A 25,393-nucleotide genomic window follows, 5' to 3' on the forward strand; every position below is an offset into this window, starting at 1 on the left:
CGCACGCGGCGCTCGGCCTGGGCGGTGAACAGTTCCTTGGGCAGTTGCATGCCCTTGGGGTCCATGCCGCGCTGTGCCATGTCCTGGCGAGCCATTTCGGCCAGGCGCTCGACGTCCTGCTCGATCAGGGCCTTGGGGACTTCCAGGTCGGATGCCTTGATCAGGGCATTCATGACGCTGTCCTTGGTCTTGGCCTTGGTGCGGGCGGTGACTTCGCGCTCCAGGTTCTTCTTGATGTCTTCGCGCATCTTGGCCAGATCGCCGTCTTCGATGCCCAGGGACTGAGCGAAGACTGCATCGACTTCAGGCATGTGCGCCCATTCGATCTTCTTGACGGTGATGGTGAACTCGGCGGTCTTGCCGGCCACATCCTTGCCGTGGTAATCCTCGGGGAAAGCCAGCGGGAAGGACTTGGACTCGCCCACCTTCAGGCCGATGGTCGCAGCTTCGAATTCCGGCAGCATGCGGCCTTCGCCCAATACGAACGGGAAGGCATCCGCCTTGCCGCCCTGGAATTCCACGCCGTCGATCTTGCCGACGAAGTCGACGGTCACGCGGTCGCCGTTCTGGGCCGACTGGTCAGCACCGCCGTCGCCGTGCGCGCCTTGCTCGCCCTTGACGTGGTAGTGCACGCGCTGCTTGCGCAGGATGTCGATGGTCTTGTCGATTTCAGCGTCGGAGACCGAGGCAACGGTCTTCTCGACGTCGGCACCGGCCAGCTCGCCCACGGCGACTTCCGGATAGATTTCGAAGGTCGCGTCGAAGGCCAGTTGACCTTCACCGGCTTCTTCGCTGGTCTTGGGTTCGATACGGGGGAAGCCTGCCACGCGCAGGTCGTTCTCGACGGCGGCGTCATTGAATGCGCGGCCGACCTTGTCGTTCAAGACTTCGGTTTCGACCTGGTAGCCGAACTGGGCGGCAACCATCTTCATCGGCACTTTACCCGGACGGAAACCCGGTGCCTTGGCGGTACGGGCGCGCACCTTCAGGCGCTTTTCCACTTCAGCCTGAACATCGGCCAGCGGGAAAGTCAGGGTCATACGACGTTCGAGTTTGCTCAGGGTTTCGACTGCAGTTGCCATTTAAATCGTCCAAATGTTAAGAATTCCGTAAGCCGGAGCATTTTTCCTGCGTCCCAATCAGACCTGATTGATGGATTGCAGACGTCAAGCGCCCTGCCCGGCCGCGCTAAAGCTCGCTATTCTATACGCAAAAAGCGCCGATAGTCCAAAATTGGCCTTGCCGCATTGCAAACAGCCGCAAAAGCCTGCAGAAGGCCGCCCAGCCAGGCCTGGCGCGGGCTGCGGGGGATTCAGCCCGCCCCCTTGATTGCCCGTCAGCAAAAGCAAACCGAAAAGAATTTAGTGAATTTCATTCATTTGACGGGAATCGGCGTGGCCGCGGACATGGGCACAGCTGTCACGGCGTTCATCGGGCTGCCATCGATGAGCTTGTCGGAATAGGTCAGGTAGACCAGGGTATTGCGTTTGGCATCGACCACCCGCACCACATGCAGGCGCTTGAAGAGGATAGACATGCGCTCGCTGAAGACGTCCTCCTGGACCGGCAGCTTTTCCTTGAACTGCACCGTGGGCGCCACCTGGCGGCAGGCGATGGAGGCCTCGGACTTGTCCTCGGCCAGCCCCACCGTGCCCTTGACGCCACCGGTACGCGCGCGGGAGACATAACAGGTCACCCCGGCGACCTTGGGATCGTCATAGGCCTCGATGACCACGCGGTCGTTCTTGCCCAGCCAGCGGAAGGCCGTACTGACCTCGGCCAGGTTCTCGGCCGCTGCCGCCTGCGGGAAAGTGGCGGCGACCGCGCTGGCCGCCAATATCGCGCCAACCAGGGCGCGTGCTGTATGAATCATGGGATACCTGTTGAGATAGAGGCGAATGATGAGCTGCCGGATGGGGTTGGGCGCATCGCACCGGGAAGTCCGGTGCCGCCACCTCCCCCTCCATTCGCGCAATTATCCAGTACCTTGGATGAATTGGCACCTCTTCAACAGCTACCCTGTCGCCCGATCAATGACCGTGGCTGGCCTTGACCACCCCGTCGTGGCGGCGCGTCTGGCGGCTCAGCATCAGGGTCACGACTGCGGACAGTGCCAGCGATGCGGCCACCACGTACAAGCCGGCCGTATAGCTGCCCGTCGTGTTCTTGAGCCAGCCGATGGCAAACGGCCCCACGAAACCGCCCAGGTTGCCCAGCGAGTTGATCATCGCAATGCCGGCAGCTGCGCCCGCACCGGAGAGGAAGGTGCTGGGCATGGCCCACAGGGGTGCCTTGGCCGAACTGATCCCCACGTTCACGATGACCAGCGACAGCACCACGAACAGCGCGGTCGAGGCATTGCCCGCCAGGAGGAAGCCGGCGCATGCCAACACGCAAGGCAAGACCACATGCCAGGTACGCTCGCCGGTACGGTCCGAATGACGCGCCCAAAGAACCATGGCGACCACCGCCACGACGCTTGGCACACCCGCCAGCAAACCGGTCTCAAACGGGCTGAAACCGAATTCGCGGATCATCAGCGGCGCCCACAGGCCCAGGGTGTAGAGGCCAGCGGAGGTACCGAAATAGATCAGCGCCAGGGCCAGGACGCGCAGGTCTTTCAATGCGCTCCAGGCGCTGGCCGTATGCCCATGACCGCCCTTCTTGGCATCGGACTCGACCTTCAGGCGCGCGATCAGCCACTCTCGCTCATCCTGCTGCAACCATTCGGCCTGCTCCGGCTTGTCGGTCATGTACTTCAACACCACGAAACCCAGGACGATGGCCGGTGCTGCCTCGATGATGTAGAGCATCTGCCAGTCCGCCAGACCAAAGACGCCTGGCAATTGCATGATGGCGCCCGACAGGGGCGAGCCCAGCGCAACGGAAATGGGGGCGGCGGCCATGAACCAGGCTGCCGCGACTGCCCGCTGCTTGGCCGGGAACCACAGCGACAGGTAGAGGATGATGCCCGGGAAGAAGCCCGCCTCCGCCACGCCCAGCATGAAGCGCAGGACATAGAAGCTGTTCGGACCGACGGCAAAGGCCGAAATGGCCGAGATCAGCCCCCAGGTCACCATCACCCGCGCGATCCAGATGCGCGCGCCGACCTTGTGCAGGATCAGGTTGGATGGCACTTCAAAGAGGAAATAGCCGATGAAGAACAGCCCTCCTCCCAGGCCGAAAGCGGTCGGCGACAGGCCCAGCTCCTTGTTCATCGTGATGGCGGCGAAGCCAACATTGACCCGGTCAAGAAAGCTGATGAAATAAAGCAGCATCACGAATGGGATGATGCGCCACATGAGTTTGCGGGAAACGCGTGTTTCGATATCGGTTGTCATTGTCTCCTCCTTCGAGCTTGAGTCCGGTTGCTAAATGGTGTTGTTCTGCCGGGGTTGTTCTGCCCTCTGGCCCCTTGCAAGGCGGCCGACGGCTTCTGTTCTGGTCCGGTACTGCCGTTTGACTGCCTGAGCCTGGCTCAGGCGATTTGTGCGAGTCGCAGCAAATTCGTTGTTCCTGGCGCGCCAAAAGGCATGCCAGCTGAAATGACCACCGTCTGGCCGCTGCTGCCAAAACCTTCGTCGCGGACGGTCCTGCAGGCCAGTTCACTGACCTCACCCGCATCCACGATCTCGTGACAGAGCACCGCATGCACGCCCCAGACAAGCGCCAGGCGCCGTGCGATATCGCGGCTGGGGGTCATGCCGAGGATAGGGGTGCCCGGACGCTCCCGCGCCATGCGCAGCGCCGAATAGCCGGAGGTCGTATAGGCCACCGTGGCCGCCGCGCTGAGCAGCGCCGCCACATGGCGCATGGCATAGCCGATGGCGTCGGAGAACTCGGCACGTGGCGCCGAATGCGATACGGCAATCGCTTCGCGGTAGTAAGGGTCGGCCTCGGTCCGGCCGATGATGAGGTCCATCGTACGCACGGCCTCGACCGGCCAGGCACCGCTGGCCGACTCGGCCGACAGCATCACGGCATCGGCACCGTCATAGATGGCCGTGGCAACGTCGGAGGCTTCAGCGCGCGTGGGGACCGGTGCGGTGACCATGGATTCCAGCATCTGCGTGGCCACGATCACCGGCTTTCCGGCCTTGCGGCAGGCACGTACGATGCGCTTTTGCAGCGCCGGCACCTGCTCGGCAGGGAGCTCCACGCCGAGGTCGCCGCGCGCCACCATCACGGCATCGGAGGCATCGACAATATCGTCCAGCAGCGCGATGGCGGCGGGCTTTTCAAGCTTGGCCACGATGGCCGCACGCTCCCCCACAATGGCGCGCACCTCGCGGATGTCTTCAGGCCGCTGCACGAAGGACAAGGCGACCCAGTCGATCCCCAGTTCCAGCCCGAAGTCGAGGTCGCGGCGGTCCTTGGCGGTCATGGCCGAGACGGGCAGCACCACGTCCGGCACATTCACACCCTTGCGTTCAGACAGCAACCCGCCTATCTCGACGATCGTCTCGGCGAAGTCCGCCCCGCAGCGCTGAACCCTGAGCCGAATGCGGCCATCGTCGAGCAGCAGGCAGGTACCCGGCTTCAGGGCGGCGAAGATTTCCGGATGCGGCAGCGCGACCCGCTTGACCGTTCCCGGCGTTGCCGCATCCAGGTCCAGGCCAAATGCCGCCCCTTCGTCTAGTCGTACCGGGCCTGCGGGAAACGTGGCGATACGCAGCTTCGGCCCCTGCAGATCGAGCAGCACGCCAATGGGCCGCTGCACTTCCGCTTCGATATCCCGGATCAACTGAAGACGTTTGCGATGGTCTTCATGGCTGCCATGGCTGAAATTCAGGCGGAACACATCGACGCCCGCTTCGAACAGCGCCTTGATGGTCGAGCGGTCGCTGCTGGCGGGGCCGAGGGTGGCGACGATCTTGGCGTTACGCAGACGGCGCATGGGGTTCTCCATTTCCTGTTGGTTGTTTGTTCTCGGAGGCGCCGATATAGATGGCGCGGAAGTCATTCACATTGGTCATCGTCGGGCCGGTGATGACGGAGTCACCCAGCACCTGGAAGAAGCCATGGGCGTCGTTGTTTTCCAGGCAGGTCATCGGCGGGCGGCCCTTGATACGCGCCCGCTCCAGGGTGTCCGGACGCAGCAGGGCGCCGGCGATTTCTTCCCGGCCATCGACGCCGTCGGTGTCACCGGCGAGCGCATGGACGCGTTTCTCGCCGTTCAAGGCGATGCCCAGGGAGAGGAGGAATTCCACGTTGCGTCCACCGCGCCCCGTGCCACGCACGGTCACGGTCGTTTCACCGCCGGAGAGGATGACGCAGGGCGCGCTGAATGGCTTGTCGCCCCGCGCCACCTGGCGCGCGATGGCGGCCATCACCTTGCCCACATCGCGGGCTTCGCCTTCCACTGCGTCGGAAAGGATGTGCGCCGGCACATCCAGCCTGGCCGCATAGTCAGCGGCGGCTTCCAGCGCCATCTGCGGCGTGGCGATCAGGTGCGTTTGCACCCGGGCCAGGCGCGGGTCGCCGGGCTTGGGGGTCTCGGTATGGCTATCCGAGAGAATGGCATGCGCCTGGGGTGGCAAGTCGATACCGTAGCGCGCCACGATCGCCAGCGCATCGGCACAGCTGGTCGGGTCGGCCACTGTGGGTCCGGATGCGATGTCATGGACGCCATCGGCAGGCACATCGGAAATGAGCAGGTTCACGACCCGCGCCGGGTAGCAGGCGGCGGCGAGCCGTCCGCCCTTGATCGCGGAAAGATGCCGGCGCACGCAATTCATCTCGGAAATGGAGGCGCCGCAATCCAGCAGCGCCTGGTTGATACGCTGCTTGTCGGCCAGCGTCAAACCGGCCATCGGCAAAGGCAGCAAAGCGGAACCGCCCCCTGAGATGAGGCACACCACCAGATCGTCTTCGGTGAGACCACGCACCATGTCCATGATGCGCGTGGCTGCCACCAGGCCATTCTCGTCAGGCACAGGGTGGGCCGCCTCGACAATCTCGATACGCTCGCACGGCACGGCATAGCCGTAGCGCGTCACGACCAGCCCCTCGATCCTGCCCGGCCAGTGGTCTTCGAACGCCCGCGCCATGGCGGCCGAGGCCTTGCCGGCGCCGATCACGATCAGGCGCCCGCGCGGCGGCTCAGGCAGGAATTGGGGAATGCGTGCAGCCGGCTGTGCGATGGCAATCGCTGCATCGAACATGCCCTTCAACAGGGCGTCGATGTCGAGCCGGTCCGACGGTGATTTTGCAATGGGCATTGCGTCTCCAGCAACGGCAGGGTTGATTACCCCGTCTTCGTCTATGTTTTTTTAGTGCGCAGCATCCCGACCAGCGCCCGAAACGGCGCTGGTGGAGAGCTGTGGTCTTGAATGCGGCCCCAGTGGGCCGCCAAGGAAGGGCTTAAGCCGCCTTCTGGGTGTTTGCCGCCTTGGTGACGAAGGCACAGACGGCATCGGTCACCTGGACCGTCGTAGCCTTGCCGCCCAGATCGCCGGTATGCAGCGACGGGTCTGCGGTCACGGCTTCCACGGCCTGCATCACCTGCGCGGCAGCTTCATGTTCGCCCAGGTGTTCCAGCATCATCACGACGGACCAGAAGGTGCCCACCGGATTGGCCAGACCCTTGCCCATGATGTCGAAGGCCGAACCGTGGATAGGCTCGAACATCGAGGGATAACGACGCTCGGGATCAATGTTGCCCGTGGGCGCGATGCCCAGGCTGCCTGCCAGGGCGGCGGCCAGGTCGGACAGGATGTCGGCATGCAAGTTGGTGGCGACGATGGTATCCAGCGTGGCCGGACGGTTGACCATGCGCGCGGTGGCGGCATCGACCAGTTCCTTGTCCCATTTCACGTCCGGGAATTCCTTGGAAATCTGGACGGCAATTTCATCCCACATCACCATCGCATGACGCTGGGCATTGCTCTTGGTGATCACGGTCAGCAGCTTGCGGGGGCGCGACTGGGCCAGCTTGAAGGCGAAGCGCATGATGCGCTCAACGCCGGCGCGGGTCATCATCGACACGTCCGTAGCAGCTTCAATCGGGTGCCCCTGGTGGACACGGCCGCCGACACCGGCGTATTCGCCTTCCGAGTTCTCGCGCACGATGACCCAGTTCAGGTCTTCCTGCTTGCAGCGCTTCAGGGGCGCATCGATGCCCGGCAGGATGCGGGTCGGGCGCACATTGGCGTATTGGTCGAAGCCCTGGCAGATCTTCAGGCGCAGGCCCCACAGCGTGATGTGGTCAGGGATGTGCGGGTCGCCAGCGGAGCCGAACAGGATGGCGTCCTTGTTGCGCAGCGCATCCAGGCCATCGGCCGGCATCATGGCGCCGGTCTTGCGGTAGTAGTCGCCACCCCAATCGAAATTCTCGAACTCGAACTTGAATTTACTGCTGGTGGCCGCCAGTGCTTCCAGCACCCGCTGGCCGGCAGGAACGACTTCCTTGCCGATGCCGTCACCCGGGATCGTTGCGATGCGATAAGTATTCATGTCTCCGCCTTTCAGAAAAATGTTGTGGTGGAGGCGTACTCTACGCAGTTTTTTTTACAAAAACCGGTGCTAAACTCAAAGCATCCTTAACTTGAATTCAACTATCGATCATGCAGGACGTCGTCCTTCCTTCCGATTTGCGCTTTTTCTCGGTCCTTGCCATGGCGGGCAGCCTCTCCGCTGCCGCGCGCGAACTGGGCCTGACGACCGCAGCGGTCAGCAAGCACCTGACCCAGATGGAGAGCCGTGCCGGCGTGCCGCTGATCAATCGCACGACGCGTCGCATGATGCTGACCCCGGAAGGTGAGCTCTACCTGGAGCACGCACGGCGCATCCTGGATGAAATCGACGAGCTGTCGGAGCTGCTGGGTAGCTCCAAGCGCCGCCCGGAAGGTTTGCTGCGCGTCAATGCCACGCTGGGCTTCGGGCGCAGCCACGTCGCCCCCATCATCTCGAAATTCGTCGCCGAATATCCGCAGGTGTCGGTACAGCTGCAGCTATCGGTCACGCCTCCGCCACTCACCGAAGACAGCTTCGATGTCTGCATCCGTTTTGGTGAGCCGCCCGACACCCGTGTCGTGGCCCGACGCCTGGCCTCGAACTCCCGGCTGCTCTGCGCCACGCCCGAGTACCTGGCGCGGCGGGGCATGCCGGTGACACCTCACGACCTGACCAAACACAATTGCGTGGGTATCCGCCAGGGCGACGAAGCCTATGGGGTATGGCGTCTGACTGCGGGGAGTGGTACGGCTCCCAAGACGGAGACCGTCAAGATTCGCGGCAACCTGACCACCAATGATGGCGAGATTGCCGTGAAGTGGGCCCTGGAGGGACATGGCATCCTGATGCGCGCGGAATGGGATGTCCGCCCCTATCTGCGGGATGGCCGCCTGGTCCAGGTCCTGCCTGGCTGGCAGACGCCCAATGCAGACATCTATGCCGTCTATTCGCAACGTCACCAGATGTCCAACCGGATACGGGCCTTTGTCGATTTCATTGCGGCGCAGCTGGCGGACATCTCTCCCGAGGCGACCGACAGCACACCGGCCGCTACGCGCCGGACGGGGCGTGGGCACAAGACCCGGGGCTAGGCAGCCGGTCTGGCTGGCCTCAGTCGTCGATCTTCTCGAAGCGCGGCACCTGCCTGCCGTCGACCTCGACCATCTCGAAGAAGACCGCACGCGGGCGCAGCCACAGGCGGCCATCGGCGGCGCGATAGACGATCATGGGCGTAAGGTCGGCCTCCAGGATGGCCTCGTCGACATAGTCATAGATGCCGCCCTTGTAGTGTCGATAGCGTGTCATGCAACCCCGATGTGTAGTGTGTGAAATGATCAAGGCCGCATGGTACTACCGATGCCGGGACACAGGAAAATAGCCCTGCAGAAAAACGCAGACACGGGCAACGGCTTGCAGTACAATTGCGGGCTTTGACAAAATGCTACCTGCATCGGTAGCGGCAACTCTGTAGCGTACCCGCTTCCAGACTGCTATCGCACCGATGCCCGACACCTTCAGCGAGGATGGCGAAATTGGTAGACGCACCAGGTTTAGGTCCTGACGCCAGCAATGGTGTGGGGGTTCGAGTCCCCCTCCTCGCACCAGACAATCCGTTTTAAATCAATCACTTATTGAAACAGGACTGTCATTGATCCGCAATTCGTCGGGAGGTGTTGGCACGACAGTGCCACTGCCCTGACGATATGCCCCTTCCAGACGGCCCACGCACCGACGGCCGGCGCGTCCCGGCAAGCTTCCTGGTATCGCCCCCCCCCTGAATGACGTGGGTGGGTGCAGTTTCTACCTTCAGGATGCAAGCACGACGCTGGGCGCATGAAGTTTTTTCTGCGCCGCCTATCTGCGCATTCGTTCACATAGAACGCTTCACCTCTCCCTCCCGCTACCTGTCACACCTTGCCAGCTAGCGATCCAGACGGCATCTCACGAACAAATCTTCACTTCCCGGCAAAACCAGCTTGCAGCGGCAAGCTCCCGGCCCCGGGCGGCCACCCCCATGGTGCAATTGCCCCCGTCTCCCGGCTTCGGTTCAATGACCGCGGGAAGAAACGGATTGGCTTCTGAACGAGACAAAAAGCGCCACTTGAAGCGCCCTCCTCGTCAAGGCCGATGCGTCGCAATGCTCAGGGAGTTTTTCATCGCTACCTCCATCCTCACCAAGGCGTCGCTCGGGCCAGTGCTGGCCGTGCGCCAGGCCTGTGCTCGCCTGCGTCTAACGCTGCGGGCAGCATGCTGAGGATGACGGGCCGGCAGCCGTTCCTTGTTCTCTCTTCCTACCCCTCTCCTCCACACAATCGGGAAAGTATGAGACCAGCTGACAAGGACACCGACCAGACAGACGTAGATAGCGGCCTGCTCTGCCTGATGATGATGGCCAGATTGCATGGCGTGGCCGCCGATGCCATGCAACTGCAACACCGCTACGGGAGCGCGCACTTCGGCGTGCAAACCATCCTGCTGGCGGCGCGCTCGCTGGGCATGAAGGCCAGATGCATCCGCCAGAAACCCACGCGACTGGAGCGCACTCCCTTGCCGGCCATCGGCATCGATCGCAGCGGGCGCTTCTTCATGCTCGCCAAGATCGATCAGGCCGGGAGCGATGCCCCCAGGGAATGGCGCATCCTGATCCAGCAAGCGGGACAGCCGCCGCAGGTCATGTCGCGTCAGGACTTCGCCTCCTTCTGGTCCGGACAGGTGATCCTGGTGACCAGCAAGGCCAGCTATGCCGGCGAGTCCTCGCGCTTCGACTTCACCTGGTTCATCCCGGCGGTGGTCAAGTACCGCAAGGTACTGGGTGAGGTCTTGCTGATCTCGCTGGTGCTGCAGATCATCGGGCTGATCACGCCGATGTTCTTCCAGGTCGTGATGGACAAGGTGCTGGTCAATCACGCCATGATGACCCTCGATGTGATCGCCATCGGCCTGATCGTGGCCACCGTGTTCGAGGCGCTGCTCTCGGGTATCCGCACCGCCATTTTCGCCAATGCCAGCAGCAAGATCGACGTCGAGCTGGGCTCGCGGCTCTTCGCCCACCTGCTCAGCCTGCCGTTGAGCTACTTCCAGGCACGCCGCGCAGGCGACTCCATCGCCCGGGTGCGCGAGCTGGAGAACATCCGCAGCTTCCTCACCAGCAATGCCATGACCCTGGTGCTGGATATCCTCTTCTCCTTCATCTTCCTGGCCGTGATGCTCTGGTACAGCGTCCCCCTGACCCTGATCGTGCTGGCCTCCATCCCGGTCTATCTGATGCTGTCGTTGATCTTTACGCCCGTGCTGCGCCAGCGCCTCAACGACAAGTTCAACAAGAGCGCCGAAAACCAGTCCTTCCTGGTCGAGACCCTGACCGGCATGGACACCGTCAAGGCCATGGCCGTGGAGCCGCGCTGGCAGCAGAAGTGGGACCAGCAACTGGCCGCCTATGTCGCCGCCGGCCTGACCACCACCAACATCAGCCTGGTGGCCAGCGGCGGCGTCACCCTGGTCAGCAAGCTGGTGACGGCAGGCATCATGTGGCTGGGTGCGCTGCAAGTGGTCAAGAACGAGATGTCGGTGGGCGAGCTGGTGGCCTTCGACATGCTGGCAGGCCAGGTGGCGGCCCCCATCCTGCGTCTGGCGCAACTGTGGAACGACTTCCAGCAAGTCGGCATTTCCATGAGCCGGCTGGCCGATGTGCTCGATGCCCGCACCGAAGTGGCCGGCAACCGTACCCGCCTGCCGCGCGTACGGGGCGCGATCGGCTTCGAGCGGGTGTCCTTCCGCTATCGACCGGACACCCCGGAAGTGATCCGCGACCTGACGCTGCAGATCCAGCCCGGCGAGATCATCGGCATCGTCGGCCGCTCGGGCTCAGGCAAGAGCACTCTGACCAAGCTGGTGCAACGGCTCTATCTGTGCGAGTCCGGGCGCGTCACCGTGGATGGCCAGGATCTCGCCATCATCGATACCGCTTCCCTGCGCCAGCAGATCGGTGTGGTGCTGCAGGAAAACACCCTCTTCTCGCGCTCGATCCGGGACAACATCGCCCTGGCCGACCCGGCCCTGCCCATCGAACCCATCATCGCCGCGGCCAAGCTGGCGGGCGCCCACGATTTCATCTGCGAACTGCCCGAAGGCTATGACACCCTGGTCGGTGAACAAGGCAGCGGCCTTTCCGGCGGCCAGCGCCAGCGCATCGCGATTGCCCGGGCATTGATCGGCAACCCCGGTGTGCTCATCTTCGACGAAGCCACCAGCGCCCTGGACTACGAATCGGAAAAGATCATCCAGGACAACATGCGCCAGATCTGCGCCGGCCGCACCGTGCTCATCATCGCCCACCGTCTTTCGGCGGTGCGCGACGCCGATCGCATCATCGTCATGGAGCGCGGTCGCGTGGCCGAAAGCGGTCGCCATGAGGAACTGCTCAAGCTGCCCGGCGGCATCTACGCGCACCTGCATCGACTGCAGGCCGGCCATGCGGGCGAACAAGCACTGCCGGAGGCATCATGAGTCTGCATCATCGTTCCATGGCCTGGATGGATCTGTGGCGCCGCTACCTGAAGGTGTTCCTGCACGCCTGGGGGAGTCGCAAGACGCTCAGGAGCGACTATTTCAACAAGGAGGAAGCCGAATTCCTGCCGGCCGCACTGTCGCTGCAAGAGGCGCCGGCGTCGCGTAGCCTGCGCTGGACTGCGCGCATCCTGGTGGCCATCGTGGTGTTTGCGCTGGCCTGGTCCCTGATCGGGCGCATGGACATCGTGGTCGGTGCCGCTGGCAAGATCATCGTGTCGTCGCACACCAAGACCATCGCCTCGGTGGATGTGGCCAGCGTCAAGACCATCCTGGTATCGGAGGGGCAATCGGTGAAGGCCGGCGATGTGCTGGTCGAACTGGATGCCAGCAGCAGCGACGCCGAACGCGACAAGGCCAGCGACGCCGTGGCCCAGGCGCGTCTGCAAGCCGCGCGCGCGGCCGCCATGATGCAGGCGCTGGACACCCTGCGTCCACCGGAACTGCCTCCGGTTGCCGACGTGTCGCCGGCACAGTGGCAATCGGTACGCAGCCAGTTGCTGGGCCAGTTCGAAGACCTGCGCGCCAGGCTGGGCCGCTTTGACGACGAGATCCTGCGCTACCGCAGCGCCCTGCAACTGGCCGCCCTGCGTGCCAGCGACTACCACGTGCTCATGGAAGACCATACCGTCTCGCGCCACGCCTGGATGGAGAAGGAACAGGCCAGGGTCGATCTGCAAGGACAGCTGGCCGATGCCCGCAACCAGCGCATCGGACTGATCGCACAAAGCCGCAAGGAGGCGCATGACAGCCGCGTCGAGGCCGAGAAGATCATCGAGGGCGCACAACAGGACCAGCGTCGCGCCACCGAACACAGCCGGCTGCTCAAGCTGGTCTCGCCGGTTGACGGGACGGTGCAGCAGTTGACGGTACACACCGTGGGTGGCGTGGTTCCGGCCGCCCAGCCACTGATGCAGATCGTGCCGCAAGACAGCGAAGTCGAGGTGGAGGCCATGCTGGAAAACAAGGACGTGGGATTCGTCGAGATCGGCCAGCAGGCCGAGGTCAAGATCGATGCCTTCGACTACAGCAAGTACGGCACCGTCCCCGCCAGGGTCGTCCACGTCTCGCGCGATGCCATCCAGGACGAGAAGAAGGGGCTGATCTATTCGGCCCGCATCGTGTTGAACAAGAACAGTCTCCAGGTCGATGGCAGGCAGGTAGCGCTGTCGCCCGGATTGTCGGTGAATGTCGAAATCAAGACCGGTAGCCGGCGCGTGATCGAGTATGTGCTCTCGCCGCTGATCCGGCACCAGAAGGAGGCCTTGCATGAGCGTTAAACGTCCGTCCCGCCAGCACTGTGGCGCCATCCTGCTGTACCTGGTCGCATCATGCGCGACGGCAGCCGGTCCCGGCAGGATTCTGGACGATCCCCTGCTGGCCCGTCCGCCGGAGCTGATCGATGGCAAGCTGCTGCCCGGTGACGAGCAGGTCCTGCCTTGCCAGCCAGCACCGGTGGCCGCGCTCAAGACCCTCTCGCTGGCCGAGGCAGTGGACCTGGCCTTGTGCCATCAGCCGCAGGTCCAGGTGGCCTGGGCCAATATCAAGATACAGGCAGCCCAGGTGGGCGAAGCGCGCGCAGCCAGCCTGCCCACCATCAATGCCAGTGTGGGCCGCCAGGATGCCAGCAGCCGCTCCGACCTGGGCAGCAGCCACAATGCCGTCAACACGCTCTACGCCACGCTGACCTGGCGCCTGCTGGATTTTGGCGGGCGCAGCGCCAACCAGCGCGCCGCCGATGCCCTGTTGCAGGCGGCCTCGGCCAGTCACGATGCCAGCGTGCAGAAAACCTTGTCCAAAGTGGTGGGCCAGTACTTCGAGGCGCTCAGTGCCCGCGCCAGCCAGCAGGCCCGTGAAAAAGCCGAAGCGCTGGCACGCCAGATGCTCGAGATCGCCATCCGGCGCGAGCGGCGTGGCGTGGGCTCGCAACCGGAGACCCTGCAGGCCCGCACCTTCCTGGCCAGGGCTGAAATGGAGCAGATCCGGGCCGCAGGCCAGTACAAGAAAGCCCTGGTCACCCTGGCGGTATCGCTGGGCTTGCAAGGAGAAGCAGGCGATGGCCCCGGCTTTGTCCTGACCACCGAACCCACCGAGGACCCCGGCGGACTGGCCAACAACCTGCCCGCCTGGCTGCTCGCAGCCAGGCAATACCACCCCGCCATCCTGGCCGCGCAGGCACAGCTGCAGGCAGCCCGCGAAAAGCTGCAGGTTGCCCGCTCCGAAGGCCGACCGACGCTGGACCTGAGCGTGAGCCAGTACGTCAACGGCAGCCCCAACCAGCCACCCGGCGCCCCTGGCCAGCGCGACCGCGTCGTCGGCCTGAACCTGAACATCCCCCTCTTCGAGGGCTTTGCGCGTACCTACAAGATCGATGGCGCGCAAGCCCAGATCGATCTCAAGGAGGCCGAGTTCCGGGATGTCCAGGCCCAGGTACTGGGCGAGATCGCAACCACCTACGTTGAGGCCAGCTCGGCACTGGCCAGCCTGTCTTCCTCGCGCCAGTTGCTGGAGGTGGCGCAGCAGGCAGTCGATACGATTCGCCGCAAATACGAAAGCGGCGTGGCCGACATCACCGAGTTGCTCAACATGCAAACGGCCTTGGGTGATGCCGAGCAGGAACGCATCCGCGCCATCTCCGAGTGGCGTTCTGCACGACTCAGGCTGCTGGCCGATGTGGGGAAAATGGGACGTTCGACGTTGAACGCCACCACGGTTCGATGAGCCCGCAGCAGGCAGCCTCGTCAGTTTGAACGACGTTCGGTTGCCTGATGTTGGCTTTCCAAAGAGTTTCACTGATTGTCAATGGATCAACGGCACTTTGGTTCGATTTACCGAAATATTTCAGTCCGGTTAAATCGACTCGGGATCAAAAAACGACAACACGCTGGCCGTGCATAGTGGCCAGTGACAGATCCCCGGGGGCAAGCGCCAAGTGCGATGACCTGCTCCCGCACACCATCGCCAATATCGGTGAATTTGAAAAGGGAAATCGAATCCATGTCTACTTCCAACCAAGCGCAATCCAAGTCCGCTTCCCGCGCCACCGTGCCGGTCATCAGGCGCATCGATGACCGCTTCGTGAGCATCCAGAACGACGGTGTCTTCACGGTCGCTTTCTCCCCCATCCGGCCGGACATCAGTCTGTTTGGAAACTCAGCACCGGTTCCCGTGACTGCGCCACTGTCCCACAAACCGGCGGTCACTTCCACGCCGGTGACCAGCACATCTGCCATTACAAAGCCTGTCAGTACCGCTACAGCCGTTCTGACTCCTGCGCACAGCATCAGCAAGCCCGTCAGCGTTACACCAACCAGCACACCTGCTGTGACGCCTGTCGTGACGACGGCCAGCCCCCCGACCAGCAATAAACCTGCCAGTACCGGTACAGCGGCCACCCTTCCGCCCCCTGCCGCCACCCCGTCCGTGGATCTGGTGGCCCAGGCCAATGCCGCGCGCTATCAGGATGCCTTCAATGCCCCGGCACCGTTCGGCGACGAACCGCCCAAGTCCAGGAACGGCAACGGAACCCCGGCCCGCAAGAACATCGCCCTGTATGAGAGCGCCCCGGACCTGGACCTGGGTAAGAGCCTCAACGGGATCGGCAATGCGCTGGCCAATCGCCTCACCGGCAATGACCAGAACAACATCCTCGATGGCATGGCCGGCGCCGACACCATGATCGGCGGCAAGGGGGACGACAGCTACTACGTGGATAATTCCGGCGACAAGGTCATCGAACAAGCCGATGAAGGCGTGGACACCGTGTACGCCACGGTCAGCAGCACGCTCTCGGCCAATGTGGAGAACCTGGTGCTGCTCGATTCCAGCAAACCGCAGACGGCGGTCGTCCATGGCGTCGATGTGCTGGTCTACGGCATGCCCCGTTCGTATCAGCTGGACTACGCCCAGGGCTACGGGGTCCCCGACTACTTGAACACCAGCGGCGAAACCAGCATCGCCAATCTGACCCTGATTGCGGGCCACCCGGTCTCCGAAAAGGAGGTGGTGGAACGTGCCATCAAGGAAGAACAGTGTGACACCATCAGCACCTCCCCCGACAATCCCGGCGGCACCAACGCCTTTCAGCGCCAGGCCTTGCTGCACGATTTCGGCCTGGACTCCACCATCGATCAAGGATTCGACGTCCAGGCCGTGGCCCAGAGCATCAAGGACGGCAAGGGCGTGATAGTCAGCGTGAGCGCCGGCAAGCTGTGGGGCATAGACATGAAGGACGACAACATCAGTGACCATGTGATCACGGTGACCGGCGTGGCCTGCTCGGCCGACCACGACAAGGTGGTCGGCTTCTATATCGCCGACTCGGGCCGCGGCACCGGTAACGACATATGCCGTTTCATGACGACACAGCAATTGATCGATGCCACCAACGTGCAGGGCGCCACCACCATCACCACCGACGACCCCATCAAGCTGCGCGACCAGAACCTCGACGCCACCGGTAACGAGCTGGACAACATCCTGGTCGGCAACCGTGGCGACAACGTCATCACCGGCGGCAAGGGCAACGATATGCTCATCGGCGGCGCCGGCAACGACACCTACCGCTTCGCCAGCGGCGATGGACAGGACGTGGTCTACGACCACGACGCCACCAAAGGCAACCTCGACACCCTGCAGTTCAGCGACGCCAAGCAGACCAACCTGTGGTTCAGCCAGGCCGGGGACGATCTCAAGATCAATGTCATGGGTTCCAAGGACCAGGTGACGGTCAAGGACTGGTATGTGGGCGGCGACAGCGGTACCGACAACCACATCGAACGCATCAAGACCGCCGACGGCAAGACTCTCTACGACACCGACGTCGCCAAACTGGTGCAGGCCATGGCCAGTTTCTCCACGCCGTCAGCGACGCAGACCAGTTGGCCCACGACGCCGGGCAGCAACGGCAAAGTCCTGTTGACCGTCACTCACTGACCGGCTCCACCCGATAGACCACGTCCGACGGGGCAGGTCGTTGCACACGATGACCTGCCCCGCACACCATCGCCGATATCGGTGAATTTGAAGGGGAAATCGAATCCATGTCTACTACCAACCAAGCGCCAACCGAGTCAGCTTCCCATACCACCGTGCCGGTCATCAGGCGCATCGATGACCGCTTCGTGAGCATCCAGAACGACGGCGTCTTCACGGTCGTTTTCTCGCCTATCCGGCCGGGCATCAAATTGTTCGACTCGCTCCCAAAGGTAATTGCCAGCGTGACTCCGGCCGCACCCAGCAAACCCGTCAGCCTGACTCCGGTCACGCCTAGCAAGCCCGTCAGTGTGACTCCGGTCTCGCCTAACAAACCTGCCAGCGTGACACCACCCGCACCCAGCAAGCCCGTCACCGTGACGCCGGTCTCACCCATCAAACCTGCCAGCGTGACGCCACCCGCACCCAGCAAGCCCATCACCGTGACGCCGGTCTCACCCATCAAACCTGCCAGCGTGACGCCACCCGCACCCAGCAAGCCCATCACCGTGACGCCGGTCTCACCCACCGAACCTGCCAGCGTGGCGCCGGCCACGCCCAGCAAGCCCGTCAACGTGACTCCGGTCTCGCCTGGCAAACCTGCCAGCGTGGCGCCGGACATCCTGTCCGTCCCTGCCGCCAACACGCCAGCCAAGACACCCCAGATCAGTGCCAGCACCCCTGAGGCCGTCGTCAAGCCCGCTGTCACCGCGCCGTCGGTGGATCTGGTGGCCCAGGCCAATGCGGCACGCTACAAGGAGGCCTTCGATGCGCCGGCCCCATTCGGCGACCAGGGAGACATGCCCAGGAACGGCAAGCAACCTCGTGTCCCGAAAAACCTCAGCCTGGACGACGACACCGCGGATCTGTCGCTCGGCACGAGCCTCAATGGCATCGGCAATGGTCTGGCCAATCGGCTCACCGGCAATGACCAGAACAATATCCTCGATGGCATGGGCGGCGCCGACACCCTGACCGGTGGCAAGGGGGACGACAGCTACTACGTGGATAATCCCGGCGACAAGGTCATCGAACAGGCCGGTGAAGGTGTGGACACGGTGTACGCCACGGTCAGCACCACACTCTCGGCCAACGTGGAAAACCTGGTTCTTCTCGACGCCAGCAAGCCCCAGAGTGCTGTCGTCAATGGTGTCGATGCGCTGGTCTACGGCATGCCACGGTCGTATCAGCTGAACTATGACCAGGGCGGCAAAGTCGATGGCTACTGGGGAACCTGCGGCGAAGCCAGCGTGGCCAACGTAACCATGCTGGGCGACCATCCCGTATCGGAAAAGGTGGTCGTGCAACGCGCCATCAAGGACAGTCTTTGCGATACCAGCAGCGATTCCGACGACATGCGGGGCGGCACCTCCGGCTACGACCAGCAGACCTTGCTGGAAGACTTCGGGTTCGAGTCGTCCATCGAGTCGGGGTTCGATGCCAAGTCCGTCGCCCAGAGCATCAAGGACGGCAAGGGAGTCCTCGTGAGCCTGAGTGCCGGCAACCTATGGGGCGAAGACCTGAACGATGACGCGGTCAGCGACCATGTGGTGACGGTCACTGGTGTAGCCTGTTCGGCTGCCAATGACAAGATCATCGGTTTCTACATCGCCGACTCGGGACGTGGCCGGGCCAGCGACATGTGTCGCTTCGTCACGGTGCAGCAAATGAACGATGCCACCGACGTGCTCGGCTCCGATACCGTCACCACCGACGATCCGATCAAGCTGCGCAACCAGGACCTCGACGCCACCGGCAACGAGCTCGACAACATCCTGGTCGGCAACGCCGGCGCCAATGTCCTGGACGGCGGCAAGGGCAACGACTTGCTCATCGGCGGTGCCGGCAACGACACCTACCGCTTCGCCAGCGGCGACGGACAGGATGTGGTGTACGACCACGACGCCACCAAGGACAACCTCGACACCCTCAAATTCAGCGACGCCAGCCAGACCAACCTGTGGTTCAGCCAGGCGGGGGACGATCTCAGGATCGATGTCATGGGTTCCAAGGACCAGGTCACGGTCAAGGACTGGTATGTCGGCGGCGATAGCGGTACCGACAACCATATCGAACGCATCAAGACCGCCGACGGCAAGACCCTCTACGACACCGACGTCGCCAAACTGGTGCAGGCCATGGCCGCCTTCTCCCCGCCCTCGGCCACGCAGACCAGCTGGACCAGTGGCCAGCGCAGCCACGGACAGGTGTTGCTGAGCGTGACGCACTAAGCCGCCATACGGCCGGTGGTGACGAAGCTGCCGCCACCGGCCCGGCGCCTGCCCCCCCTTCCTGCAGGGGGCGCAAGCCCCTCTATTGCTGCTACAATCCGCGCCTGCCAAGCCAGGACGAAAAAAACACCTTTCCTCCTGCCCGATCACTCCGTGCAGGCCGTTCGCATCCGCAAGTACGATTGCCTGGCGCTCCAGAGGGGCGCGGCCGGTCCGCACGCACACCAGGACTCACCATGCCCACCCAGGAAGAATTCGACGCCTTGAAGCAAAGCCACAACGCGCTCCTGAACAAGTTCATCGAAAACAACACCGCCGACCAGATCCTGTTTTCCACCCTCTTCACGGCCGCCGCCGTGCTGTCCAAGGATGGCCGGCAGTTCAGCGAAGGTGCCATGGGCATCGCCCGCTCGCTGGCCGCCCAGTTGAATGCCGGCGGCACCATGCCCCGGGCCCTGCTGGAGACGGTGGAAACGCGCATCGCCACCATCGAGGCGCTGCTCAAGGACAAGTTCGACTAAGTCCGGCACAGTCCGCTCCACTGCCATGGCCGTTGACCACTACGAGAATTTCCCGGTTGCCTCGCTGTTGCTGCCCGCCCACCTGCGGCCGGCCGTGGGCGCCATCTACGCCTTTGCCCGCAGCGCCGACGATATCGCCGACGAAGGCGATGCCCAGCCCGCCGAACGGCTGGCCGCCCTGCAGGCCTACGAAGCGCAGCTGGACCTGATCGAGGCCGGCCAGCCCAGCACCCACCCCCTCTTCCAGCGGCTGCGCCCCTACATCAGCGCCCATGCACTGCCGTTGCAGGCGTTTCGCGACCTGCTGTCAGCGTTCCGACAGGATGTGGTCACCACCCGCTATCCCCGCTACGACGCGCTGCTCGACTACTGCCGCCGCTCGGCCAATCCGGTCGGCACCTTGATGCTTCATCTGTACAAAGAGACAAGCGAAGAAAACCTGCGCGACTCGGATGCCATCTGCAGCGCGCTGCAATTGATCAATTTCTGGCAAGACGTTGCCATCGACTGGCAAAAAGCGCGTATCTACCTGCCGCTGGAAGACTTGCAGGCGCACGGCCTGGATGAGCAGGATATCGAAGATGCTTGCCGCGACCAGCGCTGGCAGCAGTTGATGCGCTTCGAGGTGGCACGTGCGCGCGCCCTGATGCTGTCCGGCGCGCCGCTGGCCCGGCGCCTGCCCGGCCGCATCGGCTGGGAGCTGCGCCTGGTGGTGCAAGGCGGGTTGCGCATCCTGGAGCGCATCGAGCAGGTAGAGGGGGATGTGTTCAGGCGGCGCCCGACACTGGGCAAGCGGGATTGGCTGGTCGTGGCCTGGCGCGGCCTGACCATGTAAGCGTTACCACTGCCACGCCTGGCCGGGCGCGACAGTGGACTTCGGGGGATGCGGTCAGACCAGCAAGGCCGCCGTCAGGGTGCGGATCTGTTCTTCGGAGTCGTCCAGCATCTCACGCAGGGACTGATCGCCGATGTAGTCGTCCACCAGGTTGTCGCCACCCACGCCGACCTCGGCTACCGTGCGATGCAGCGGTGAGGGGACGGGCGAGAGCTCCTTGGCCAGCAACAGCACGTCGCCGATGGTCTCTGGCGGCAACACCCGCACGCCATGCCAGAGCGACTCGATGGCGTCGCTGACCGCCTGCGGCACGCCCAGCTTCTTGAGCACGGCGCGGCCGATCATTTTCTCGCCATATTCCATCCAGTCCTCGGTACCGCCGTCGAGCAGGCCCGGATAGTCATCGGTACGCGAAAGCAGGTAAAAGCCCCCTACTTCATGGACGATGCCGGCAAACATGGCCGTTTCCGGGTCACCGTTGGTCAGCTTGGAGGTCAGGACATAGGCCGTCGCCGCCACGTGGGCGCAGTGCTCCCACAATTGCGCCGACTTGATGCGCATGCCGGGATTGTTGATGGTGCGCCCCAGCTGACGCACGATGACCGAGGTGGTGATGGTGTTGAGGGTGCGAAAACCCAGCCGCATCACCGCCGCGCGCACATTGTTGATCTCGCCGCCGGAACGGTTGTAGGCCGCCGAGTTGGCGATGGCCACCGTACGCGCCGCCACCAGCGGCTCGGCAGTCACCAGCTTGGCAGCCAGCTCCAGATGGCAATCGGGATCGGCCAGGGCTTTTTGCAGCTTGATCGATGCGCTGACGTTGGCGGGAAACACCAATTCCCCGCGTCCGGCCTGCGATGCGATGTTGCGAAAGATTTCAAGTCTGTCCATGATGTCTCCACACTCCTGTTGATCCCTGACTTCCCCGACGTTGTGCTGCCTCGCATCAAAACTGACGGCAAACTTCATCCGGTTTTGCTATTTTGCGCATTGGCGCATTTGTTTTCCCCGGACGACTGACTGCCCTGAGCTTAATGGACAACGCAGCGGCCCGCAATAACATCCGCGCGCCGCATTTGCCCTGATATTTGCTCTGGCGTGCGCACTCGGCTAGCATAGCGCCTTTGCCGGGACTTGCCCGTTCCGGCGCAGCACCGTAGACGTATCAACCGCCGCCACGCCACCCATGTCTCCAGACGAATACTGCCAGCAGAAGGCCGCCGCCAGCGGTTCCAGCTTTTATTACAGCTTCCTGTTCCTGCCGCCGCAACGCCGGCTGGCGATCACGGCGCTGTACGCCTTTTGCCGCGAAGTCGACGATACCGTCGATGAAATCGAGGATTCCATGGTGGCTCGCACCAAGCTGATGTGGTGGCGCAAGGAAATCGCCGCCATGCTGGAAGGCCAGCCGACCCACCCGGTCACCAAGGCCTTGCATCCGCACATGGCCACCTACCAGCTCAAGGGCGAGCACCTGCAGGCCATCATCGACGGCATGGAGATGGACCTCGACCAGAGCCGCTACCTCGACTATCCCGGCCTGCAGCGCTATTGCTGGCATGTCGCCGGCGTGGTGGGCGTGCTTTCGGCCAGCATCTTCGGCCATACCCAGCCGGCTACGCTGCAATTTGCCGAGAAGCTGGGGCTGGCTTTCCAGCTCACCAATATCATCCGCGACGTTGGCGAGGATGGCCGCAAGGGCCGTATCTACCTGCCCGTCAATGAATTGCAGCAATTCAATGTGACCGCCGCCGACATCCTCAATGCCCGCCATAGCGAGCGCTTCGAGGCCCTGATGAAGTTCCAGGTCGAACGCGCCCAGGCGGTCTATGAAGAAGCCTTTGCCCTGCTGCCCCGGGAAGACCGGCGCGCCCAGCGTCCGGGCCTGATGATGGCGGCCATCTACCGCACCCTGCTCGACGAGATCACCCGCGACGGCTACCACGTGCTCAACCAGCGCATCTCGCTCACACCCATCCGCAAGCTGTGGCTGGCGTGGAAGACCTACGTCTTCGGCTGATTTCCGGCTGATTTCGGCTCATTCCCCTACCCTGCCCGTCATGAAGAACGCTCCCCGCCACCATGCCGTGATCGGCGCCGGCTGGTCCGGTTGCGCTGCCGCCGTGACCCTGGCCGCCGCCGGCCACCGGGTCAGCCTGTTCGAGGCCGCACGTACCCTCGGAGGGCGGGCGCGCCGCATCGAACTGGATGGGCGCACGCTGGACAATGGCCAGCACATCCTGCTGGGCGCCTATCGCGCCACCCTGGCGCTGATGAAGCAGGTCGGCGTCGATCCGGCCAAGGCGCTGCTGCGACTGCCCCTGCAGATGCGCTATCCGCTACAGGCGGGCGCCGAGGGCATGGATTTCGTGGCACCGCGCCTGCCGGCCCCCTGGCATGTGGCCGTGGCCCTGCTACGGGCCAAGGGACTGGCGCGCGAGGACAAGCTGGCGCTGGCCCGCTTTTCGACCACGGCGCGCTGGATGGGCTGGCAGCTGCACCAGGATTGCAGCGTGGCCGAGCTGCTGGAGCGCTACGAACAGACCCCGCGCCTGATCCGGCTGATGTGGGTGCCACTGTGCATCGCCGCACTCAACACCCCGCCTGAACGCGCGTCGGCACAAGTTTTCCTGAATGTCTTGCGCGACAGCCTGGGCGCACGCCGCGCCGCCTCCGACATGCTGATCCCGCGCCTGGACCTGAGCGCCCTGCTGCCCGATGCCGCGGCCGACTATGTCACCCGACGCGGTGGACTGGTGCGGTCCGGTGTCGCCGTGGGTCGCCTGGTACCGGGCAATAACCCCGGCAACCACCCCGGCAGCTGGTCTCTGGAGAATCGCCAGGGCGAGCGCCTGGGTGAATTCTCCGGCGTGGTGCTGGCCACCGGTCCGGAGGCCGCCGCCCCGTTGCTGGAAGGCCTGCACGACACCAGTACGCTGCGCGCCCTGGACTACGAACCGATCACCACCTGCTACCTGCAGTATCCGCACCCGCTGCGCCTGCCCGCGCCCTTCTACGCGCTGGCCGATGCGCCCGAGCGCCAGGCCTGGGGCCAGTTCGTCTTCGACCGGGGCCAACTGGGCGGCGACGCCGGCCTGCTGGCTGTGGTGGTCAGCGCCGCCGGCCAGGCCATCGCCGACGGCCATGCGGCCCTGGCCGAGGGCATCACCCGCCAGCTGGCCGCCGACTTTGGCTTGCCGGCGCTGGCCAGCCCGCAGTGGACCCGGGTGGTCACCGAAAAGCGCGCCACCTTCTCCTGCACCCCGGGACTGGCACGGCCCGACAATACCGGCCTGCCCGCCGGGCTGGCGCTGGCCGGCGACTATGTGGCCGGCGACTATCCGGCCACCCTGGAGGGCGCCGTGCGCAGCGGACAGGCCGCGGCCAGGCTGCTGGCGGCCTGATCCGGCGGTCGCCACAGGGAGCCTATCGCTCTTGCCGATATAAAATTTTCATGGATACCGGCAAAGGGATTCACCCCATCCATCGCGGCGATGCACTAGGATAGCGAACCATCTGCAGTCCCCATTGAGCAGTCCCGATTCCGCTTCGTGTCTGCACCACCATCGCCCGGCGGCACAAAGCCGCGTTTGATACCTACGGAGAAAATAATATGCCGGTCATGACCTGTGTCGAAGACTTCCGCCTGCTGGCCAAGAAGCGCGTGCCCAAGGCCTTCTACGACTACGCCGACAGCGGTTCCTACACCGAAGGCACCTATCGCGCCAACACCAAGGATCTGGCCGCCCTGAAGCTGCGCCAGCGCGTCGCCATCAACGTCGACGAACGCAGCACCCGCACCACCATGATCGGCCATGACGTCACCATGCCGGTGGCCATCGCGCCCACCGGCCTGACCGGCATGCAGTGGGCCAATGGCGAGATGCTGGGCGCGATCGCGGCCGAGAAGTTCGGCATCCCCTTCACGCTCTCGACCATGAGCATCTGCTCCATCGAGGACGTGGCCAGCGTGACCACCAAGCCTTTCTGGTTCCAGCTCTACGTGATGCGCGACCGTGGCTTCGTGAAGTCGCTGATCGAACGCGCCAAGGCCGCCAAGTGCTCGGCGCTGGTGCTCACGCTGGACCTGCAGATCCTCGGCCAGCGCCACAAGGATCTCAAGAACGGCATGTCGGTGCCGCCCAAGCTGACCCTGGACACCCTGCTGGACCTCGCCAGCAAGCCCGGCTGGGCGCTGCGCGCACTGGGCGGACGCAAGACCTTCGGCAACCTGGCCGGCCACATCAAGGGCGGCGAAGGCGCCGGTGGCGTGCAGACCCTCTCCAAGTGGACCGCCAGCCAGTTCGACCCGACCCTGAACTGGGATGACGTGGCCTGGATCAAGCAACAATGGGGCGGCAAGCTGATCCTCAAGGGCATCCTCGATGTCGAAGATGCCAAGCTGGCCGTGCAGAGCGGCGCCGACGCCATCGTCGTCTCCAACCACGGCGGCCGCCAGCTCGATGGCGCCATGTCTTCCATCGAAGCCCTGCCGGCCATTGCCGAGGCGGTGGGTGACCAGATCGAGGTCTGGTTCGACGGCGGCATCCGCTCCGGCCAGGATGTGCTCAAGGCGGTGGCGCTGGGCGCCCGTGGCACCATGATCGGCCGCGCCTTCCTCTACAGCCTGGGTGCGCTGGGTGGCGATGGCGTCTCGCAGATGCTGGAAATCATGCGCAAGGAACTCGATGTCAGCATGGCCCTGACCGGTACCAAGGACATCAAGGACGTCGGCCGCCAGATCCTGGTGCCCTGAGCCCCATCCCGATCTCGCAGTCGCAAAAAATCCCGGCCCACCGCGAGGTGGCCGG

Annotated in this window: 21 protein-coding genes and 1 tRNA gene; 12 read left to right on the top strand and 10 right to left on the bottom strand. The window is 63.8% G+C overall.

Features of this window, described 5'->3' with window-relative positions:
• From tig to ACIPHN_RS02255, 6 genes are all read right to left on the bottom strand, one after another.
• Positions 1-1,082, bottom strand: a 1,082-nt coding sequence (gene tig / locus ACIPHN_RS02230) for a trigger factor (RefSeq protein WP_400432094.1), incomplete at its 3' end; no start/stop codon positions are given.
• 293 nt (positions 1,083-1,375) lie between these two features.
• Entirely contained in the window at positions 1,376-1,873 is a 498-nt protein-coding gene (locus tag ACIPHN_RS02235; RefSeq protein ID WP_400432097.1) for a CreA family protein, read from the bottom strand.
• A gap of 157 nt (positions 1,874-2,030) precedes the next feature.
• The gene (locus ACIPHN_RS02240; RefSeq protein WP_400432100.1) at positions 2,031-3,341 is read right to left on the bottom strand and encodes an MFS transporter; all 1,311 of its coding nucleotides are present in this window, start codon (positions 3,339-3,341) and stop codon (positions 2,031-2,033) included.
• A gap of 137 nt (positions 3,342-3,478) precedes the next feature.
• Positions 3,479-4,897 (bottom strand): pyruvate kinase, encoded by a 1,419-nt coding sequence (pyk, locus tag ACIPHN_RS02245; protein WP_400432103.1) that lies wholly within the window; start codon positions 4,895-4,897, stop codon positions 3,479-3,481.
• Positions 4,881-6,221 carry a glycerate kinase gene (locus ACIPHN_RS02250; protein WP_400432106.1) on the bottom strand — a complete coding sequence of 447 codons (1,341 nt, stop codon included), beginning with the start codon at positions 6,219-6,221 and terminating at the stop codon, positions 4,881-4,883. The genes pyk and ACIPHN_RS02250 overlap by 17 nt, the downstream gene beginning before the upstream one ends.
• Positions 6,222-6,363: 142 nt before the next feature.
• Positions 6,364-7,455: a tartrate dehydrogenase gene (locus ACIPHN_RS02255; protein ID WP_400432109.1), complete on the bottom strand. Its 1,092-nt coding sequence runs from the start codon at positions 7,453-7,455 to the stop codon at positions 6,364-6,366.
• A 110-nt stretch (positions 7,456-7,565) separates the two neighbouring features.
• Between ACIPHN_RS02255 and ACIPHN_RS02260 the strand changes: the two genes are divergently transcribed.
• Positions 7,566-8,546 carry a LysR family transcriptional regulator gene (locus ACIPHN_RS02260; RefSeq protein ID WP_400432112.1) on the top strand — a complete coding sequence of 327 codons (981 nt, stop codon included), beginning with the start codon at positions 7,566-7,568 and terminating at the stop codon, positions 8,544-8,546.
• Between the two features lie 19 nt (positions 8,547-8,565).
• On the opposite strand, the gene ACIPHN_RS02265 is transcribed toward ACIPHN_RS02260, so the two are convergent.
• Positions 8,566-8,760, bottom strand: a complete 195-nt coding sequence (locus ACIPHN_RS02265; RefSeq protein WP_198980860.1) for a DUF1653 domain-containing protein — start codon at positions 8,758-8,760, stop codon at positions 8,566-8,568.
• Between the two features lie 212 nt (positions 8,761-8,972).
• Between ACIPHN_RS02265 and ACIPHN_RS02270 the strand changes: the two genes are divergently transcribed.
• The 4 genes from ACIPHN_RS02270 to ACIPHN_RS02285 all read left to right on the top strand — a co-directional run bounded on the left by ACIPHN_RS02270 (position 8,973) and on the right by ACIPHN_RS02285 (position 14,742).
• Positions 8,973-9,059 (top strand) — tRNA-Leu (locus tag ACIPHN_RS02270).
• A 718-nt stretch (positions 9,060-9,777) separates the two neighbouring features.
• Positions 9,778-11,961, top strand: coding sequence for a type I secretion system permease/ATPase (locus ACIPHN_RS02275; protein ID WP_400432115.1), 2,184 nt, complete (start codon positions 9,778-9,780; stop codon positions 11,959-11,961).
• Positions 11,958-13,301: an HlyD family type I secretion periplasmic adaptor subunit gene (locus tag ACIPHN_RS02280; protein WP_400432118.1), complete on the top strand. Its 1,344-nt coding sequence runs from the start codon at positions 11,958-11,960 to the stop codon at positions 13,299-13,301. The genes ACIPHN_RS02275 and ACIPHN_RS02280 overlap by 4 nt, the downstream gene beginning before the upstream one ends.
• Positions 13,291-14,742, top strand: a complete 1,452-nt coding sequence (locus tag ACIPHN_RS02285) for a TolC family protein (protein WP_400432121.1) — start codon at positions 13,291-13,293, stop codon at positions 14,740-14,742. Before ACIPHN_RS02280 ends, ACIPHN_RS02285 begins: the two co-directional genes overlap by 11 nt.
• 107 nt (positions 14,743-14,849) lie before the next feature.
• On the opposite strand, the gene ACIPHN_RS02290 is transcribed toward ACIPHN_RS02285, so the two are convergent.
• The gene (locus ACIPHN_RS02290; protein WP_400432123.1) at positions 14,850-15,416 is read right to left on the bottom strand and encodes a hypothetical protein; all 567 of its coding nucleotides are present in this window, start codon (positions 15,414-15,416) and stop codon (positions 14,850-14,852) included.
• 28 nt (positions 15,417-15,444) lie between these two features.
• Here ACIPHN_RS02290 and ACIPHN_RS02295 point away from each other — a divergent pair, with 28 nt between their 5' ends.
• A complete protein-coding gene (locus tag ACIPHN_RS02295; protein ID WP_400432126.1) occupies positions 15,445-16,956 on the top strand; it encodes a calcium-binding protein in 1,512 nt (503 codons plus the stop codon).
• On the opposite strand, the gene ACIPHN_RS02300 is transcribed toward ACIPHN_RS02295, so the two are convergent.
• Entirely contained in the window at positions 16,946-17,458 is a 513-nt protein-coding gene (locus ACIPHN_RS02300) for a hypothetical protein (RefSeq protein ID WP_400432129.1), read from the bottom strand. The two genes, ACIPHN_RS02295 and ACIPHN_RS02300, sit on opposite strands and share 11 nt — an antisense overlap.
• On the opposite strand from ACIPHN_RS02300, the gene ACIPHN_RS02305 reads away from it, so the two are divergent.
• The 3 genes from ACIPHN_RS02305 (at position 17,406) to hpnC (ending at position 20,582) form a co-directional block, all read left to right on the top strand.
• Entirely contained in the window at positions 17,406-19,226 is a 1,821-nt protein-coding gene (locus ACIPHN_RS02305) for a calcium-binding protein (RefSeq protein ID WP_400432132.1), read from the top strand. The two genes, ACIPHN_RS02300 and ACIPHN_RS02305, sit on opposite strands and share 53 nt — an antisense overlap.
• A gap of 236 nt (positions 19,227-19,462) precedes the next feature.
• On the top strand, positions 19,463-19,747 hold the full coding sequence (locus ACIPHN_RS02310) for a hypothetical protein (protein ID WP_400432135.1): 285 nt from the start codon (positions 19,463-19,465) through the stop codon (positions 19,745-19,747).
• A gap of 25 nt (positions 19,748-19,772) precedes the next feature.
• Positions 19,773-20,582 (top strand): squalene synthase HpnC, encoded by an 810-nt coding sequence (gene hpnC, locus ACIPHN_RS02315; protein ID WP_400432138.1) that lies wholly within the window; start codon positions 19,773-19,775, stop codon positions 20,580-20,582.
• A gap of 54 nt (positions 20,583-20,636) precedes the next feature.
• On the opposite strand, the gene ACIPHN_RS02320 is transcribed toward hpnC, so the two are convergent.
• On the bottom strand, positions 20,637-21,473 hold the full coding sequence (locus tag ACIPHN_RS02320; RefSeq protein ID WP_400432141.1) for an HDOD domain-containing protein: 837 nt from the start codon (positions 21,471-21,473) through the stop codon (positions 20,637-20,639).
• Positions 21,474-21,768: 295 nt separating this feature from the next.
• Between ACIPHN_RS02320 and hpnD the strand changes: the two genes are divergently transcribed.
• The 3 genes from hpnD to ACIPHN_RS02335 all read left to right on the top strand — a co-directional run bounded on the left by hpnD (position 21,769) and on the right by ACIPHN_RS02335 (position 25,338).
• Positions 21,769-22,602 carry a presqualene diphosphate synthase HpnD gene (gene hpnD, locus ACIPHN_RS02325; protein WP_400432144.1) on the top strand — a complete coding sequence of 278 codons (834 nt, stop codon included), beginning with the start codon at positions 21,769-21,771 and terminating at the stop codon, positions 22,600-22,602.
• 40 nt (positions 22,603-22,642) lie between these two features.
• Positions 22,643-23,986: a hydroxysqualene dehydroxylase HpnE gene (hpnE, locus tag ACIPHN_RS02330; protein WP_400432147.1), complete on the top strand. Its 1,344-nt coding sequence runs from the start codon at positions 22,643-22,645 to the stop codon at positions 23,984-23,986.
• Between the two features lie 209 nt (positions 23,987-24,195).
• Positions 24,196-25,338, top strand: a complete 1,143-nt coding sequence (locus ACIPHN_RS02335) for an L-lactate dehydrogenase (RefSeq protein ID WP_400432150.1) — start codon at positions 24,196-24,198, stop codon at positions 25,336-25,338.
• Positions 25,339-25,393: the final 55 nt, after the last annotated feature.

It is taken from the genome of Herbaspirillum sp. NPDC087042 (assembly GCF_044745245.1).
Classification (GTDB): Bacteria; Pseudomonadota; Gammaproteobacteria; order Burkholderiales; family Burkholderiaceae_D; genus Herbaspirillum.